This is a genomic window from Magnetococcales bacterium (assembly GCA_015228815.1).
GTDB lineage: Bacteria > Pseudomonadota > Magnetococcia > Magnetococcales > UBA8363 > UBA8363.
In genome coordinates this window covers 1-16,727 of the sequence record JADGCV010000029.1, presented here as the reverse complement: position 1 = coordinate 16,727, position 16,727 = coordinate 1, and the positions used below count along the sequence as shown (strand labels likewise).

Annotated in this window: 17 protein-coding genes and 1 tRNA gene; 13 read left to right on the top strand and 5 right to left on the bottom strand. The window is 56.3% G+C overall.

The window, feature by feature from the left end; all coding sequences use genetic code 11:
• The first annotated feature begins 3 nt into the window (after positions 1 to 3).
• Positions 4 to 621: a flavin reductase family protein gene (locus HQL76_12470; protein ID MBF0109980.1), complete on the top strand. Its 618-nt coding sequence runs from the start codon at positions 4 to 6 to the stop codon at positions 619 to 621.
• Between the two features lie 75 nt (positions 622 to 696).
• Here HQL76_12470 and HQL76_12465 read toward each other — a convergent pair.
• The 5 genes from HQL76_12465 to HQL76_12445 all read right to left on the bottom strand — a co-directional run bounded on the left by HQL76_12465 (position 697) and on the right by HQL76_12445 (position 7,068).
• Positions 697 to 783 (bottom strand) — tRNA-Leu (locus HQL76_12465).
• 411 nt (positions 784 to 1,194) lie between these two features.
• On the bottom strand, positions 1,195 to 2,226 hold the full coding sequence (locus tag HQL76_12460; GenBank protein MBF0109979.1) for a polysaccharide deacetylase family protein: 1,032 nt from the start codon (positions 2,224 to 2,226) through the stop codon (positions 1,195 to 1,197).
• A 368-nt stretch (positions 2,227 to 2,594) separates the two neighbouring features.
• Positions 2,595 to 3,677: a two-component system response regulator gene (locus tag HQL76_12455; GenBank protein MBF0109978.1), complete on the bottom strand. Its 1,083-nt coding sequence runs from the start codon at positions 3,675 to 3,677 to the stop codon at positions 2,595 to 2,597.
• Positions 3,674 to 6,754, bottom strand: a complete 3,081-nt coding sequence (locus HQL76_12450) for a response regulator (protein ID MBF0109977.1) — start codon at positions 6,752 to 6,754, stop codon at positions 3,674 to 3,676. The genes HQL76_12455 and HQL76_12450 overlap by 4 nt, the downstream gene beginning before the upstream one ends.
• 158 nt (positions 6,755 to 6,912) lie before the next feature.
• Positions 6,913 to 7,068: a hypothetical protein gene (locus tag HQL76_12445; GenBank protein ID MBF0109976.1), complete on the bottom strand. Its 156-nt coding sequence runs from the start codon at positions 7,066 to 7,068 to the stop codon at positions 6,913 to 6,915.
• A 53-nt stretch (positions 7,069 to 7,121) separates the two neighbouring features.
• Here HQL76_12445 and HQL76_12440 point away from each other — a divergent pair, with 53 nt between their 5' ends.
• From HQL76_12440 to HQL76_12385, 12 genes are all read left to right on the top strand, one after another.
• Positions 7,122 to 8,276, top strand: coding sequence for a hybrid sensor histidine kinase/response regulator (locus tag HQL76_12440; protein ID MBF0109975.1), 1,155 nt, complete (start codon positions 7,122 to 7,124; stop codon positions 8,274 to 8,276).
• Positions 8,277 to 8,434: 158 nt separating this feature from the next.
• Positions 8,435 to 9,115, top strand: coding sequence for an apolipoprotein A1/A4/E family protein (locus HQL76_12435; protein ID MBF0109974.1), 681 nt, complete (start codon positions 8,435 to 8,437; stop codon positions 9,113 to 9,115).
• A gap of 72 nt (positions 9,116 to 9,187) precedes the next feature.
• Positions 9,188 to 9,403 (top strand): DUF4177 domain-containing protein, encoded by a 216-nt coding sequence (locus HQL76_12430; GenBank protein MBF0109973.1) that lies wholly within the window; start codon positions 9,188 to 9,190, stop codon positions 9,401 to 9,403.
• Between the two features lie 3 nt (positions 9,404 to 9,406).
• Positions 9,407 to 9,625 (top strand): membrane protein insertion efficiency factor YidD, encoded by a 219-nt coding sequence (locus HQL76_12425; protein ID MBF0109972.1) that lies wholly within the window; start codon positions 9,407 to 9,409, stop codon positions 9,623 to 9,625.
• 12 nt (positions 9,626 to 9,637) lie between these two features.
• Entirely contained in the window at positions 9,638 to 10,297 is a 660-nt protein-coding gene (locus HQL76_12420; protein ID MBF0109971.1) for a hypothetical protein, read from the top strand.
• A 215-nt stretch (positions 10,298 to 10,512) separates the two neighbouring features.
• The gene (locus HQL76_12415; GenBank protein MBF0109970.1) at positions 10,513 to 11,712 is read left to right on the top strand and encodes an efflux RND transporter periplasmic adaptor subunit; all 1,200 of its coding nucleotides are present in this window, start codon (positions 10,513 to 10,515) and stop codon (positions 11,710 to 11,712) included.
• A gap of 53 nt (positions 11,713 to 11,765) precedes the next feature.
• Positions 11,766 to 12,026 (top strand): acyl carrier protein, encoded by a 261-nt coding sequence (locus tag HQL76_12410; GenBank protein MBF0109969.1) that lies wholly within the window; start codon positions 11,766 to 11,768, stop codon positions 12,024 to 12,026.
• 71 nt (positions 12,027 to 12,097) lie between these two features.
• The gene (locus HQL76_12405; GenBank protein MBF0109968.1) at positions 12,098 to 13,234 is read left to right on the top strand and encodes a DUF2157 domain-containing protein; all 1,137 of its coding nucleotides are present in this window, start codon (positions 12,098 to 12,100) and stop codon (positions 13,232 to 13,234) included.
• A complete protein-coding gene (locus tag HQL76_12400; GenBank protein ID MBF0109967.1) occupies positions 13,231 to 13,773 on the top strand; it encodes a GDYXXLXY domain-containing protein in 543 nt (180 codons plus the stop codon). Before HQL76_12405 ends, HQL76_12400 begins: the two co-directional genes overlap by 4 nt.
• A gap of 31 nt (positions 13,774 to 13,804) precedes the next feature.
• Entirely contained in the window at positions 13,805 to 15,421 is a 1,617-nt protein-coding gene (locus HQL76_12395) for a hypothetical protein (protein ID MBF0109966.1), read from the top strand.
• Between the two features lie 128 nt (positions 15,422 to 15,549).
• Entirely contained in the window at positions 15,550 to 16,104 is a 555-nt protein-coding gene (locus tag HQL76_12390) for an alpha/beta hydrolase (GenBank protein ID MBF0109965.1), read from the top strand.
• A gap of 139 nt (positions 16,105 to 16,243) precedes the next feature.
• Positions 16,244 to 16,727, top strand: a 484-nt coding sequence (locus HQL76_12385) for an IS110 family transposase (protein ID MBF0109964.1), incomplete at its 3' end; no start/stop codon positions are given.

Genomic DNA, 16,727 nt, shown 5'->3' with positions numbered 1-16,727 from the left:
CTCATGTTGATCGATCTTGGTACCCTGTCACCCAATCAGATCTACCACACGGTGACACAAACCCTGGTCCCCCGTCCCATCGCCTGGGTGCTGACCGAGAACCGGTCGAAATCGTACAATATCGCCCCCTTTTCCTATTTCAACGCCGTCTCCAGCGAACCGCCTCTTCTCATGCTCTCCATCGGCATGAAAAAGGACGGGGTTCCCAAGGATACCCGACGCAACATCATCGAGCGAAAAAACTTTGTCGTGCATATCGCCTCGATGGCACAACTGGAGGCACTCAACAACTCATCCGCCGAATTGCCCGAGGAGGTCTCGGAAGTGGAGCGGGAACGGTTGACCCTGACCGAATTCCCAGGATTCGCGCTGCCCCGCATCGAAGGGTGCAAGGTCGCCTTCGCCTGCCACCTTCATGAGGTTCAGGAAATCGGAAAAATACGCCAGGCCCTTGTGTTTGGCCTGATCCAGACCATCTACATCGACGATTCCGTGGTGGTCCACGATGCCAAGGGACGGATGCGCGTCGATGGCACCGCCATCGCGCCCCTTTCGCGGTTGGGACCGGGAGAATACGCCTCGTTCGGATCGATTGTACGCATCCCCATCCCTTCGGCCTGACCCTTGCCCGCGACTGGCGTCGGCCAACCCTTCGTTATCAAAGGTTGGCCAACGCCAATCATCGAATCGCCTTCCTGGTACCCGCGACCGGACTTGAACCGGTACGGCCTTGCGGCCAACGGATTTTAAGTCCGTTGCGTCTGCCTGTTTCGCCACGCGGGCAAAAACTCCGAATGCCTTCGTCATCGCCCCCCTTCAAGTCATGGTATCCCACCGCAACGACGAAATTCTTCAACCCGGTCTGAATGAACGACCTGGGGCCTACGATTTTATCTGTGAATAGTCCGGAATGGGCCGGCGTCCCCGCATCCGGTTCCAGAGCATTTTCATCGAATACTCCCCTGGATTGGAAATTCCCAGACCATAGATAAAACAAACAATGGAAAACATGAACAACAAAATAGACTCGATCATGATCGATCCCGGTATCCTTAGGAAATTGTCCCTGGGAGGGGGCGCCACGACAGCGTCAATGGAGGTCCCCTTCCCAAACTTTCATTAGCCTACGTCCATAATTGATGCAATACTGATGCCACTTCTAAAAAAACAGTCACGCATGGGACAGTGCCTGTCTCAAAGAAATGGCAGGGGGCGCATCGGACCGGTCCGATTGGCCGCAGGGGCCACAAACGGGATGGGGACCTTGTGCCGTCCTTTTTTCCGATGGAGCGGATGGGAATGACGTTTGATCGGCGACGATTGATGCAACACCGGCAGCACTGCGGCGGCAGCGACCGGAACCGTCACATCCTTGGACGAACCCCCGGTCAGTGACTCGGTCCGCGCCATCAAGGTGGGGGTACAATGACGTTGATACTTGCGGCAATGGGCTGATTCGATCGTCCGGCGCCACTCCGTCAACGAAACCAAACGATAATCCTGGGACCGGGCCGCATCGATGATCGCGGGCAGGGCCTGCAACGTCGCCGAATGATTGCTGTGAAACAGCAGCACCGCACCCGGATGAAACATACGGATCACCCTTTTGGCAATCGTCTCGGCGGAAATGCCCGTCCAATCCTTGGGATCGATCGTCCACAGAATCGTCTCCATCCCCTCGTTTCGCGCCGTCTTGATCACCCGGGCGTTGTACAGGCCATACGGCGGACGAAACCAGATGGGCGTCACCCCCAGTTCGGAGAGGGCTTTCCTTCCCAGCCGAAAATCTTCCTTCAGGTCGAGCGGAGAAATCCAACTCAGCTTCTGGTGACGGTAGGAGTGATAACCGATCTCATGATTGCCCGCGTGGACTTTCCTGACGATGGCGGACGACTGTTCCACCTTGTTGCCAATGAAGAAAAATGTTGCCTGGATGTGGTTGTTTTTCAACAAGGCGGAAATTTCCAGGTCCCGTTCCACCGGACCATCGTCGAATGTCAGGGCCATGACACGTTCTTCGGGAAGAGACAGCGCATCCCAGGAAATGCGCACCTCCCCTCCGGGAGACAGATAACTCGAACGGGAGGGCGCTTGTGAAACCTTGGCGACCTGAATCTCTTCCCCGGACACCTCCTTCGATACGGCCCCATAATGCATCGGGGGCAGAAGCGAAAACGCAAGGACAAGCACCAACAAAGACAGAAGACGGACGATTCGGCTGTTCATTCCTGGGGGTGTTCCGTACAGATAAAGTCAACAAATACACTGCTTCGACAAAGAATTACGCTCGGCATGACCGCGCCCGAACAGATGGGACCCGCATCGTCCCAGGGGGTTTTTCAACCGTCCACGTCCATTTCCCGAATCCTATCATTTCCAACGCCACCATGACAGCCTCGCGGATGAAAAATCAAACCATGCCCCACACCCGGGCCGACCTCGACCGGACCGCACGATCCCTCAAGACATGAAGTCTCGTCCAATGGCGACGCATGGCCGGTCTGCATCGGACGTGCCGAAATCCGGAAAGAAACCTGATGATTTATTGTCGGGCTGGAGAGACCGGTGGCAAAAAACCGGATTCAGCGGAAGGTTCAACCGGGAAGCGGTTCGTGGCGGTCCTGAAACCGTTCCATGATTCCAACCAGTTCCGGCCTCAGGCTGGTGAAGATTTGTGCCAGCCTTGGGTCGAAATGTGTCCCCGCCTCCTTTTCGATCAGCCCCAGGGCATCGTCCACGGTCCAGGCCTTTTTGTAGGGACGGACCGAGGTCAAAGCGTCAAAAACATCGCCAAGCGCTGCCAAGCGCCCCGCCAAAGGGATCTCTTCCCCCTTGAGTCCCCTGGGATAGCCGCTCCCGTTCCATTTTTCATGATGGGTCAGGGCGATGAGGCGTCCCCTGTTCAACAATTCCGACTTTTGCGGCCCGATGATCTCGTATCCGATCTGGGCGTGGCTCTTGATGAGGTCGAATTCCTCGTCGGTGAGTTTTCCCTGCTTGAGGAGAATATGGTCGGGAATGCCAATCTTTCCCAGATCGTGCATCGGCGCCGACTGCATCAACTGATCCGCCTCCGGTTCGCTCAATCCCGATTTCAAGGCGAGGGAACGGACATAGTGGCTCATGCGCACCACATGCAATCCTGTTTCGTTGTCACGGTATTCCGAGGCCCGCCCCAGTTGCCGGATGACCTCCCGTTGCATTTCCTCCAGTTCCATGTTGCGAATCTGAAGCTGGGCGGTTCGGACCGCCACCTGATTGGCCAATAATTTTTTCTGGTCGTGAATCGACAAATGGGTTCTGACACGGGCCAGAACGACCGGAGGGCTGATCGGTTTGATCAAATAATCGGCGGCGCCCAACTCGAATCCCCGGGTTTCATCCGCGACCTCGGCACGGGCGGTGACAAAGAGAATCGGTATTTCGCGCGTCCGTTCCTGTTGCTTGAGAAGCCGACAGGTTTCATAACCATCCAGCCCGGGCATCATGACATCGAGAAGAATCAGGTCGGGTTGATTCGGAGACAGGGCAATCTTGATGGCGGTACGACCATTCGTGGCAACCTGCACGCGATAGAAGGGACTGAGTATCCGTTGCAGGACATGCAGATTTTCCGGGACATCATCGACGATCAGGATGGTCGTCCTGGAGGTCTTTTCCAAGGTGGCATTCGTCATGACGGGGGTTCCAGTTCTATTTTTTCAGCCGCGGCCCATTCCTGGAAAAGGGTCAGTGAAGATTCGAAGTCGTAGGATTCCAGGGCCTTGCGAATCGATGCCAGACGAACGGCGCGCGGACCGCGATCGACGAGGACGATGAGTTCCTCCACGACCTGTTCCACGGCCGAATCGTAGACGCGCAACAGTTCGATCGCCTTGGGGAGCAGCAGACCCAGGCGGTCGCGGCAACACGACGTTTCTTCCGATGAATCGACGGTGCCTGCCACGCCCGAATCGACATCGATACCGGTACCGATCAAGGATGCCTCGATGGCGGCGATGACGCGATCCAGTTCCCGGTTCAGTTCCCCGACCGTGCCTGCCAGCACCCGCCTCTGACCGGTATTTCTGGCCATGAGCTCGATCCTGGCCGCCAGGCGCGCCAGGGTGAAGGCCCCGAGAGTGGCACTGATCCCCTTGAGGGCATGGGCCTGATGAATCAATCCGGAGAGGTCGTCGGCCATGAGCGACCGTTCCAGTTCCCGGCCCGCCTCCCCCTTGTTGCGGGCGAATTTGCACAGCAGGTCGCGATAAAGCGTCGCATTGCCGGCGACATGCCTGAGACCGGCTTCATGATCGATTCCCAAAAGAGAGGCCGGAAAGATCGATCCGGAGTGCTCCGAACAGGATCCCGGCAAGGATGTGGCTGGCTCCAACAGGGGGCGATTGCCAATCCACTGCCTCAAGGCGCCATAGAGTTCCCTGGGCATGACCGGTTTGGCGACATGATCGTTCATCCCCGCGTCGAGGCATTTTTCGCGATCTCCCGTCATGGCATTCGCGGTCATGGCGATGATGGGCCGTTGCCGGTTGATTTCCTGGCGGCGAATGAGGCGGGTGGCGGCATATCCATCCATCACGGGCATCTGCACATCCATCAGGATGGCATCGAACGGTCCCTGTTCCGCCAGGGCCACTGCCTCGGCGCCGTTCTGGGCGATCACGACCTCGATGCCCACATGTTCAAGCAATTCCCGCGCAACCTGTTGGTTGATCTCGTTGTCCTCCGCCAACAGGATCCGGACACCGGAAAAATGGTTGGCCGCCGGAACGGGAACAGACGACGAAAGGGCAGCATCGATTTTCGGTTGGCCAAAGGCGATCGTCACGGTATCGAGCAGGGATTTTCTCTGCACCGGTTTCATGATGTATCCGTCGATGAGACGCTTTCTGTCCTCCCCCTTGAGTACCTCGTCGCGATCGTAGGCGGTGACCATGACAATTTTCAATCTTTCCGGGCCATGGCCCTGTGTACGCGCCGCCAACGCCACTTCGATGCCATCGATTTCCGGCATCTTCCAATCCAGCAACATCAGGTCGATGGGAGATCCGGCATCAAACTGCCGTTGGAGAATCTCCAAGGCGCCGCGACCATGATCCGCGCTCTGGACATGCCATCCCAGATGCATACAGTGGGTCGCCAAAATCCGGCAAGCGTTGGCATTGTCATCGACCACAAGGACGCGAAGCCCGTTCAAAACGATGGTCTCCGCCTCGCGCCGGGATGCCATTTCCCTGGTTTTGCTGAAACAGGTCGAAAACGTGAAGCAACTGCCCGATCCAGGCTCGCTTTCCACCCGGATGGCGCCCCCCATCATCTCCACAAGACGTTTGCTGATGGCCAGTCCGAGTCCCGTACCGCCATATTTCCGGGTCGTCGAGGAATCCCCCTGTGAAAAGGCGGTGAACAAAGCGTCCATCTGTTGCCGCGTCATGCCGATGCCGGTGTCACGCACCGCGAACTGCAACGAAAGGGTTTCCCGGGTTTCTTCCAATCGGGTCACGGTGATGCTCACCTCGCCGGTCTGGGTGAATTTGACCGCGTTGCCGGCAAGATTGGTGAGGATTTGTCCCAACCGGAGGGGATCCCCCTCCAGACGATACGGAAGGTCGATGTCGGCATCGACCAGCAATTCCAATCCTTTTTCCTGACTCTTGACCCCCAATACGGCGATCACGCCCTCAAACACCTCCTCCAGGTCGAAGGGAACCTTTTCCATCGACAGTTTTCCCGCCTCGATCTTGGAAAAGTCGAGAATATCGTTGATCAAGGTCAGAAGATTGTTGGCACTCAGATGGACCTTGTTGAGATAATCGCGCTGCTGATCGGTCAATCCGGTTTGCAGGCACAGAAAGGTCAGGCCGATGATGGCGTTGAGGGGGGTGCGGATTTCATGACTCATGTTGGCCAGGAATTCCCCCTTGGCCTGGCTGGCCGATTCGGCGGCCAGCCTCTGGCTCATCTCCCGGGCGTTATGAATCGCCAGGGCGGAAATGGAGGCGAGCGCTTCAAGGGCGATCATGTCGCGATCGATGAAGGTACCCGACCCACGCTTGTTCAACACCTCCATGGCGCCGATGGTCTTGTCGCCGACGATCAACGGCGCGCACAGCAACGATTCGGTGATGAATCCCGTGGAACGATCGATGTGCTCGGCAAAACCCGAATCGTTCCTGGGATAGTGGACGATTTCCGACTTGCCCTGGGCGATGACCCGACCGACAATCCCCTCGCCCATCGACAACCGGGCGCCGGTGATGTTGACCGGTCCGGTGCAGGCGCGACAGACAATGCTCGTCCGATCGCTTTCCAGGAGAAACAAGGAAGCCGCCTCCGCCAACATGTAATCCTTGATGTGCGAGACACTGGTTTTGAGGGTCGTCTCCAGATCCATCGACTGGGCGAAGGCGCTGTTGGTCCGGGTGATCAGCCCCAGGGTCATGTCGTGACTGATCAGCATGCCGAATTCGGACTGTTGCGCGATAAAGTTGACCCCAACCCCCTGATCATTGACGCGGACGACAATACAGGGAAAGGTGATGTTCATTTGCACCACCTTCATGGAAAGTGTCCCCTCCATGCCGATATGCACCCCGACCGGGGACGCATCGGTCAGGAGAAAGACACCTCCCAGACTGACATCGAGGGTATCACCGTAAAACAGGGAACCATTGGCCAGTTCAAGTGTCATCCTGGCCTGATATTCCTGCCGTTCCCACTGCCGCTTGCCGTGATAGGTCAAACCATCATTCATCGGGAAAGGTCCTCTCGACTGAAGGAAAACTCCTCTCTTTCGACCGGTTGTCCCGATCCACGATGCCTAAGCCAAACACCCATTTGCACCCCCCTTGACGGGACTGAAAGGATGTGACAGGAAATGTCGGACCAGTCACGATTTGTGCAGGCTCGATATTACCCCATGAATAATATATACTTCCAGTAGAATAGTTCCTGACCGTCACGCCAGGGCCGTGGCACGGGTGTTCCCGCGACAGTCTGAACAAGGAACGTCCCTGGAAATCGTCCTTCCATCCGCTCGTCGAGACGATCGGGGACACGCTTCGCCATGCGACGGTACGAGACTCCAGTGCCTTGCTGTTTTTCAACCATGATCAGGGAAAATGCCGCTTCATATGGATCATTCCGGACCGTCGAACCTGTTGATCGTCGATGACGCCATCGCCAACATCGAAATTCTATCCGATCTTCTGAAGGACGACTATCGAATCCTCACGGCGAAGAGCGGTCGGGTCGCCCTGGATCTGGTTACCTCGGAACGGATCGACCTGATCCTTCTCGACCTTCAGATGCCGGGCATGGATGGTTACGAGGTATGCCGCATCCTCAAGGGGGGAAGTGAAACCCAGGATATTCCCGTCATATTCGTCACATCCAAAGACGACCCCACCCTTGAAGCCAGGGCGTTGGCCCTGGGTGCGGTCGATTTTCTGGCCAAACCGGTCGCCCCTTCCATCGTCAAGGCGCGAATTCGAACCCATCTGGGATTGAAATCGGCCCGCGAAACCCTCGCACGGCAAAACCGGGAACTGATCGCCGCGGCGCAATTGCGCGAAGAGGTCGATCGCATCATGCGTCACGACCTGAAATCACCCCTCAATGCCATCATCGGTTTTTCGGCGCTGCTCGATGCCCTTCTCCCGATGAACGAAGAACAAAGAAAAATGTGTCAACTGGTTCAGGAGTCGGCCTACAAACTCCTCAACATGATCAACCTGTCCCTGGAAATGTTCAAGATGGAGCAGGGAACCTACTCTTTCGAACCGGTTCGAGTGGATCTTCTGGGTTTGATCGAAAAAATTCGTGCCGCCGAGGAACCGCGAATCCAATCAAGGAATATCGACCTTTCCGTCCTGATCGACGGCCATCCGGTCACCCGGCAATCCCGATTTTTCATCCTGGGCGAGGAATTGTTGTGCTATTCCCTTCTCAACAACCTGCTCACCAACGCCATCGAAGCATCCACCAAAGATCAAACCGTGACCATCTCGCTGGTGACTCGTTCCTCCACCCCGTGTGTCCGCATCCATAACCAGGGAAGCGTTCCCCGCGCCATCCGCGACCGGTTTTTCGAAAAATATGTCACCTTCGGCAAGGCCCATGGGACTGGATTGGGCACCTATTCGGCCAGGCTGATGACCGAGGTGCAGGGAGGATCGATTGCCATGGAAACCTCCGAAACCGACGGAACCACGATCATCATCCACTTTCTTCCCGCGAACCCGGTCGATCCCGCGGATCTTTCACCGGAAACGTAACGTTGGTTCGACATCCGGTGCGGTTTGAAATGAAGAGTGGGTAAACATTTTCGAGAGGAAAGACCGATGACCCAGACCATTGCGTTTACGTCAAGAAACTTCGGGATGCCGGGGTTGACGAACGACAGGCAGCCATCCAGGCCGAAGCCCTTGTCGTCATGATCGAGGACCGGTTGACCACCAAGAAAGACCTGGCCGAAGTCGATGCCGGACTGCGGCGAAACCTCAAGGAACTCGATGTCAAGATCGAGTTGGTCCGATCCGACTTGAAGCACGACATCGAGTCGGCCCGATCCGACTTGACGCGCGACATCGAATCGGTCCGATCCGACCTGACGCGCGACATCGAATCGGCCCGATCCGACTTGAAGCGCGACATCAAGGAACTCGATGTCAAAATCGAGTTGGGTCGAAAGGAACTCGATGTCAAGATCGAATCGGTCCGATCCGACTTGACGCGGGACATCAAGGAACTCAATGTCAAGATCGAGTTGGTCCGAACGGAACTCGATGCCAAGATCGAGTCGGTCCGATCCGACCTGAAGCGCGACATCAAGGAACTCGATGTCAAGATCGAGTCGGTCCGATCCGAGTTGAAGCGCGACATCAAAGAACTCGATGTCAAGATCGAGTCGGTCCGATCCGAGTTGAAGCGCGACATCAAAGAACTCGATGTCAAGATCGAGTCGGTCCGATCCGACCTGAAGCGCGACATCAAGGACCTGGATACAAAGATTGAAGTCCGACTCAAAGAGTTGGAGCAACGCATGGTGATCAAGCTCGGAAGCCTGATGGTCGTTGCCGTCGGGGCCATGGCGGCGCTGGTAAAGTTGCTTTGAAGAGTCGGAAAATAAATCATCACTGGACCATGCCTTCGTCATCCTCCATCCACCGACCCGGGAGGGAACATGTTGCAATCCTACAAGGAATATAAAGTCATTCACATCGTCGAGGGTGGCTGTGGCACCATTTTTCTTGGCGCTTCCGGTCTTCCCCTGCAAAAAATGGAAATGGAACTCAACAGTCATGCCGCCGACGGATGGCAGGTGGTTTTCCAGATCGTCGAAAAAAAACGCTTCCTGTTGTTCTGGACCCGTGAGGCGATGATCGTCACCCTGGGCCGGTGACGCTTGCGTTCTCTCCTGATACGCCTGATCCGCCGTTATCAGGATGCGGGCGGAGGACGCCGCCTGTCCGTCCAATGCAACTATAACCCAAGCTGTTCCAATTATGCGCTCATATCATTGGAAAGACATGGTTTACTGCGAGGATCCCTTCTGGCGATGAAACGGATCCTGCGTTGCCGCGATCGGCAACGGATCACCCCCATCGATGATTTTCCACCGTGAGTCCGAACCACTTTGGACATTTTCGATCTTGACCTTCCCAGCAAAGACCTCGACCGGCTCGAAGACCGGCTTCGTACACGGGTGGGACAACTCCCGGATGAAGCCCGCCGCCACTACTTCGATCTTGCCCGGTCCCGATTCAGGGACCCCGATACCTATGTCGTCCTCTGCTGGTCCCTGGGATTGGGACTCCATCACCTGTACCTGCGCCGATGGGGCTCATTTTTGCTTGATCTGTCATTCAGCCTGATCCTGTATGGCGGACTGATCGCCTGGTTTCTCCTGGGCACCCCCCCCTTCCCGATCCTGATGACACTGGCATTCTTTTACAATACCATCGATACGCTCTATTGCCTCCTGTTGTCCCAGAGGATCGTGCAACACCACAACATTCGTCTGGGACAAAACCTCCTGGCCGTCCTCGACCCGACAAACCACCTCCCCTCCCGGAACGCAGGCACGGGCGCCGCCCCGTCCCAATCCCACGACGAACGCAACATCACCCGCGCCAATTCCAGGTTGTTTCTCGCCGTCCTGGCAGGATTGTCGGTCCTGTGTCTCGGCGGGTGGTTGCTCCTCGGCCACGGCATCCCCTTCCTCCTCCGGCAGATACCCGTAACGGAACCCGGAAAAATCCTTCGGATCGACTTCGAAACCACCAACCCACATTGACAAAACCACCCGGACCGCTGGAAACGCGGGAACAGAAGATGAATGGTTTCCGGAATTTGTTCGGATGGCGCGTTTGGAACCGATTTTCCGTGGTGTTTCAGGGAGGTCCATGGTACCTTCGGAAATGCCGTTGATGAAAATGAAAACAGTCCCCACGGTCGTGCCGTGGTTGTCGTTTTCAGGGCCTGTAACACCTCTTCAGGGGAAACCAGATCGTGCAGACGAAAGGAAATCCACGCAAACTTCTTCCACTCCTGGGAATGATGGCCTTTCTTGGCGGAGTCCTTCCCAGCCAGACCTTCGCCGCCGACGGTGGACAGGATACCCATACGGTCCAATCCCAGAAGGTGAGCGATACCGTGACTCTTGGTGGGACCGTGGTACCGTTTCGCGATGTCACCCTCTCGGCCCAGGTTCCGGGACGGGTCCGGTCGATCGCCGGAGCCGAGGGAGATTCTTTCAAGAAGGGAACGGTCCTCGTCTCCATCGAGGACATCGACCTGCTGGCCAAACGCGATGCCGCCCGGGCCGAACTGGCCAAGGCCCAGTCGATGTTTCATAACAATAACATCCAGTTCGCGCGGCAGATCAATTCCGGCTCGCCCATGGCATCGGACAACATGGGAATGGGAATGCCGCGCATGTTCGACCGCGCCTTCACCCGCCCCTTCTCCTCGATGATGGGCATGGACGACCCCGGTCTCAGCGACTACGCCCAGAACTATGCCCAGGGAATCCAGGTGCAGCAGGCGCATATGTCGATCATCCAGGCCCAGGCCGCCATCAAGGAGATCGAAGCCAAGTTGCGTGACGCCCGCGCCATCGCACCTTTCCAGGGAATCATCACCGTCAAGCACATCGAAAAAGGGGATACCGTGCAACCAGGAATGCCCCTGGTTTCGTTCGCCGACCCCAGCCGCCTGCGCATCAAGGTCGATGTCCCCGCCCGGATCGTCGCCGGAATCAAAAAGGATATGAACATTCAGGCACGGCTCGACATCAACGATACCATGGTGATGACGAAAGTCGTCCAAATCTATCCCATGGCCGACCCGCAACGCCATACCGTTACCGTCAAACTTGAACTGCTCGACAAGCCCAAGGGACATGGCCTGTTGGGCATGTATGCCGAGGTCATGATCCCCGACCATACCACACAAAGCAGATCCCTGCCGACGGTCCCCCGGACCGCTGTCATCTGGCGCGGCAGTCTGCCGGCGGTATTGGCGGTGGTGGAAAACGGCGAACCCGAACTGCGCATGATCCGATTGGGCGGGTTCGTGGACAAGGACATGGTCAGCGTCCTCTCGGGATTGAAGGAGGGAGACCGGATCATCAGCAACAATCCAGCCTCCATGATGACCGGATGGGGTGATCGGGCGGAAAACGGAATCAAGGAACACACCACTTTTTAACCGGAAGGTGTCCGGATCGCGCCCTTTTCCTTATTCGAACATCAGGACCCATCATGCCGGAACGGACCCTGGAACGAAAAACGATCGAGGAGCGAGTGATTGCCATCATCGCCCGGGTGTTGAACCTCCCGGAAAAGGAGGTCAATCCGGAATGGATGTTTGGTGACGTGTCCCAATGGGACTCCCTGAAGCACGTCGCCATCATCACCCAGGTCGAAGAGGCGTTCGACCTAATCTTCGATGTCGATCAGATTACCGATCTGGAAAGTATCGAAGACATCATCGATCTTGTGGACGAGTGCCACGGCTCATAGCCCATCCTGCCTGGGGAACAGACTTTGCGGGACACGGCCCGACTGTGTTGGAAAGATCCGGGAAAGAGGTCATGGCCCATATCGAACGGCGGCTGAAGGAATGGGTCCAGGCAGGTTTGATCGCCGCGGACCAGGCCGAGGCGATTCTTCGCCACGAAGGGGCACATTCCGGGAAGAACTGGTTGTTGTTCAGCTTTCTGTCCCTGGGGGCGGGGGTCGTCGGTATCGGAATCATTTCCCTGGTCGCAGCCAACTGGGATGAAATTCCCGATGCGGTCAAACTTGGCGCGGATCTGTTGACCCTGGTGGCGCTCGCCCTGGGCATCTGGAAACGGCGGGATCATTCGCAATCCCTGACCTGGGAACTGCTGCTGATTTTTTTCGCCCTGGCCCTGCTGACCTCCATTGGCCTGATCGGACAAGTCTTTCATTCCGGAGGAAGCTGGGACCAGGCGCTGCTTCTGTGGGTGGCGATCACTCTGCCCCTGGCCACGCTGACTTGTCGATCCTTCCTGCCATTGGCGTGGACATTCGCGCTCCTTGTGGCGGGAAGCTACCGTCTGATTCTGACGCCAATCGCCGCCATCACCGAAGAGGAACGGGGCCTTCTGATCGGCTATCTTCTTCCACTGGCCTGTGCCCTGGTGGCGCTTCTTCTCCACCTCTGGCGCGCAACGGAATCCCTGGGTCGGGCATTTCTCGTTCATTCCTGGATCGTTGGCATCACCATGGTGATGTTGATCGATGTTTCCAGTATGAACCCGGTCCATACCTGGGAATGGTACCCGTTCATGACGGGAGGCGGATTGGCGTTGGGCGGCGTCACCCTGGCTGGAATTGTTCTCAATGGACATGGGTCTCCCCTGTCCAAGAAATTGCTCGGATCCCTGGTCACGCTCTATTCCTTGATGGGGCCAATGGTGATCGGCCTGCATCTGTCCCATTGGCTGTCGGCCCTGTTCACCATGGCACTGTTTTCCTTGGCTGCGGCGTGGATGGTGCGTGAACGATCGGTACGCATGGCCAATGGAATGGTCCTGCTGCTGGGAATCCGGTTTCTTGTCCTGTTCTTTACCGCGTTTGGCGGACTCTTCGATGCTGGAATCGGCCTGATCCTTTCGGGGTTGATCATTCTTGGATTTGTCTGGCTGTGGTCGCGGTGGCAACGGATGTTGCTTTCCTGGTTTCAGGGGATGGCTCCTTCATGAACCACTCTTTCCAAAAGGCACGGATTGTCATCGCATTGCTTCTCCCGATCCTCACCCTGGGCGGTCTGATCCTTCACAAACTTCAGGTCCTCGACCAGGGACGCCAGGTTCGATTCCCGATCGAAGGCTTTGATCCACGCGACCTGCTCTCGGGGCACTATCTGGTGTATCGCATCGATTATGGGGTTTTGGTCTGTCCCGAAGAGGACACGGCGGTAATGCCGGATGGTCCGAGGGACCAGGAAGTTCCGGCGGTCCTCTGCCTTGAACCTTCTCCCTCTTTCCATTATGGTCGATTGGTGGCTCAAGACTGCCGCCTCAAGATCGTGGGCAGCTGTCGTGGTCGCGATTTTCATGCAGGGATCGAGCGGTTCTATATTCCCGAGGAACATGCCCGTTCCCTGGATCAGGCGGTTCGCGAACGCAAGGGTGAACTCATTCTTCGGGTCAACGACGCAGGTGTGGCGGTGGTGGAAGATCTGTTGATCGGGGGACGACCGTGGCGTTTGGCAGTCGCCTCCGAGGCTGCGGGTCGATAGGGTGTGACATTCAACGGATGGATTGAGAAAAATGCGTGAAAACAGTAGTTTATTCGTTGGAGTAAGGCAACGGACTGTTTTCCTGTCGATCGTGTTGGCCCTGATGGTCGGTTGCGCCCCTCTGGATCTGCCGGTCCCGCATTCGCGCTCGGAACCTTTGGATGAACAGGATCGTTTTTTCAAGGAGCTTCGCGTTCAGGATGCCCGTTTCCAGGAAATCGCGGGCTACGAACATCTCCGGATCGACGATGCCTTGCGTCTGAAGATTCCCTTGTACAATGAAGAACAGGGCCTGGAACGGAAAAAGGAGTTTGTTCGCCGTTTTTTGATCGACGCCGGTTCGTTGAATGATCGATACATCACCCTTTCCCTGGACAAGGTTTCCGTGGCGGCACTGGAGGCTTTTCTCTCCAGGCCAGGAAATGATATGGATTACAGTGGTGGTGGCGCCACCCCCAAGGAAAAGTTTTTGCGCGCCTACCAACTGCATGCAAACAAGGAACGGGACCGGGAAATTCAGGGGGTGATGGCCCTGACCACGGTCAAGGAGGTTGACGCCTATTGGCGACAACTGGTGTTTCATACCGACGAGTCGATCAAGACCCGGGGACGGATGACCCGACTGCTGGCGACCGCTCCAGCGGTGCCCCTGATACAAACATGGATCTGGTACCATGCCTTGACCGATGACCGTTCGCCTCATGTCCCTGAATTTGCAAAGAGCGACCTCCATCTTCCGCCATCCGCCGATCGCACCATCGATCCCGCGACGCTCGATGGCTGGGCCTTGCTGACCTACTTTGCCCCCATCGTGGTCCAGGAACGCCGGTATGACGCCCCCTATGAATCCAAGGTCGATCAGTTTGGCGCGGTATTCCTGAAAGGAGACACTGCCGAATCGGCGGTTCCCGGCGTTCTTGGCGACAAGCCAACCCTTTATGCCTACATGCACCATGGCCAGATTCAGGGCCTCCCGGTCAAACAACTGGTCTATACCCTGTGGTATCCGGAGCATCCCAAACTCAAAGGATTCGATCCCGAGGCGGGGCCCATGGAAGGATGGACCTTTCGCATCACCTTGAACCGGGAACATCGGCCCCTGACCTATGAATCGGTCGCCAACTGTGGCTGTTATTATAAAATTTTTCCGACCGAACAACTGGAACGGTGGAGTCGTGTCCAATATCCGACGCGCCTCGACGGAAAAACGTTCCATTTGGAGCAGGAGGTCCCTGGAATCGATGCCGTCGTTCCCGAATTGGTTGCCAGTCCTCCGGGACCGCCACAAAGGGTGGTGCTCTATTATTCTTCCGGACGCCATCAATTGGTCTCGCTGCGCCTGGAAAGCCACAAACTGCCCTTGAAATCGACCCCTGGCAGAGCGCCCTATGCTTTGTTGCCCTACGAACATCTGGAAAACCTTCCCTTTCACGACCATCACCTGAGCCTTTTCGACGAAGATGGCCTGGTACGTCAGGCCCACCGCCCGGAATGCACTTTGTTGGCCCCTTCGGGGTTGTATCATGCGGGCCATCCGCGACAACGGGCAACGCAGATGATCTATTTCGACCAGGCCGATTTTGACGATCCTAAACTGTTGGAAACCTATCTGAGACTTCCCGCACAAGCCTTTGGACAAACATTTTGATCGAGGAAACCCTATTTTTTCCTTCGGGAGACCTGCGTCTCGAAGGTCGGCTGACATATGATGATTCCCTTCGGACGCCATGTGGTCATGTACTGATCTGCCCACCGCATCCGTTTCTTGGTGGCGACATGGACAACAATGTCACTGCGCATCTTGCCTCTGGGTTGGCACGACAGGGAATGGTGGTCTTTCGCTTCAATCCCCAGGGGGTCGGTCGCAGCGAAACTGACAGAAATATCGATGAGGACCAACAACTTTTCTGGGAACATTCCACCGCTCCCGAATACGAAAAGGCCATGGAGACGGATACGGGGAGGGCATTTGAATTTTTCACTGGGATCAATGGAAAACATGAAAACGTCCATATCATTGGCTATTCTTATGGTTGCCTGGGGGCGATCCGGTTGCCGCAACAAGCCTCCTGGATCGAGCGGATGGTGCTGATCGCGCCTCCTCTGGCCCGGTGGCCCATGCCGCCACCGTACCCGGAGGGGGGACATTCCACGGCTTTGATCTGGGCCGAGGATGACTTTGCCTGTCCGTCGGACCTTGCCAGGAACCTGTTCGATCGTCTTCCCCCGCCCAAGGTATTTCAGGTGCTTCCGGCGGGTTTGGATCATTTTCTGGTCGGACACGAGGTTTGGTTGAGCGAATGGGTAGGGCGATTTTTGCAGGGAAGGTAACGGCCCAGGTCCCTCCCCGTGTTTAAAATTATTGAAAGAAAAAAGGGGTCTAATGGTATGGTCCGCCCCGTTCCCAACGGCCTCGAAATGGGCCAAGATGGAGTTTCAGCTAACCATCAAACAGAGAACGGAGCGAACCATGAACAAGAATAGCGCAGACAAAGAGATCGTGGTACTTGGAATCGACACAGGCAAGAATTCATTTCACCTGCATGGAGTTGATGCCAAAGGGAATTTTGTTTTGAGGAAGCATCTAAACCGTGAGAAAATGCTTGAATTCATGGTTAATTTAAAACCTTGCTTGGTAGGTCTCGAAGCGTGCGGAGGTTCGCACCATTTGGCCAGGCAGTTGAAAATCTTGGGCCATAATGTTCGGATAATGGCGCCACAATTTGTCAAGCCCTACGTCAAGAGCAACAAGAATGACAAGCTGGATGCAGAAGCAATTTGTGAGGCGGTTCAACGGCCTAATATGCGATTTGTGCCAATGAAATCGATTGAACAGCAGGATTTGCAAAGCTTGCATCGGATGCGCAGTCTGGCGGTTGCCCAACGGACCGAGATCATCAACCAGACTCGGGGATTGCTCATGGAATATGGCATCGTCATGCCGGCAGGCCCGG

What these genes read in the sequence shown, in the direction of transcription:
- HQL76_12470 (MBF0109980.1), top strand. Translation starts at nt 4, where the DNA reads ATGTTGATCGATCTTGGTACCCTGTCACCCAATCAGATCTACCACACG.
- HQL76_12460 (MBF0109979.1), bottom strand. Translation starts at nt 2,226, where the DNA reads ATGAACAGCCGAATCGTCCGTCTTCTGTCTTTGTTGGTGCTTGTCCTT.
- HQL76_12455 (MBF0109978.1), bottom strand. Translation starts at nt 3,677, where the DNA reads ATGACGAATGCCACCTTGGAAAAGACCTCCAGGACGACCATCCTGATC.
- HQL76_12450 (MBF0109977.1), bottom strand. Translation starts at nt 6,754, where the DNA reads ATGAATGATGGTTTGACCTATCACGGCAAGCGGCAGTGGGAACGGCAG.
- HQL76_12445 (MBF0109976.1), bottom strand. Translation starts at nt 7,068, where the DNA reads ATGGCGAAGCGTGTCCCCGATCGTCTCGACGAGCGGATGGAAGGACGA.
- HQL76_12440 (MBF0109975.1), top strand. Translation starts at nt 7,122, where the DNA reads ATGCCGCTTCATATGGATCATTCCGGACCGTCGAACCTGTTGATCGTC.
- HQL76_12435 (MBF0109974.1), top strand. Translation starts at nt 8,435, where the DNA reads ATGATCGAGGACCGGTTGACCACCAAGAAAGACCTGGCCGAAGTCGAT.
- HQL76_12410 (MBF0109969.1), top strand. Translation starts at nt 11,766, where the DNA reads ATGCCGGAACGGACCCTGGAACGAAAAACGATCGAGGAGCGAGTGATT.
- HQL76_12405 (MBF0109968.1), top strand. Translation starts at nt 12,098, where the DNA reads ATGGCCCATATCGAACGGCGGCTGAAGGAATGGGTCCAGGCAGGTTTG.
- HQL76_12400 (MBF0109967.1), top strand. Translation starts at nt 13,231, where the DNA reads ATGAACCACTCTTTCCAAAAGGCACGGATTGTCATCGCATTGCTTCTC.
- HQL76_12395 (MBF0109966.1), top strand. Translation starts at nt 13,805, where the DNA reads ATGCGTGAAAACAGTAGTTTATTCGTTGGAGTAAGGCAACGGACTGTT.
- HQL76_12390 (MBF0109965.1), top strand. Translation starts at nt 15,550, where the DNA reads ATGGACAACAATGTCACTGCGCATCTTGCCTCTGGGTTGGCACGACAG.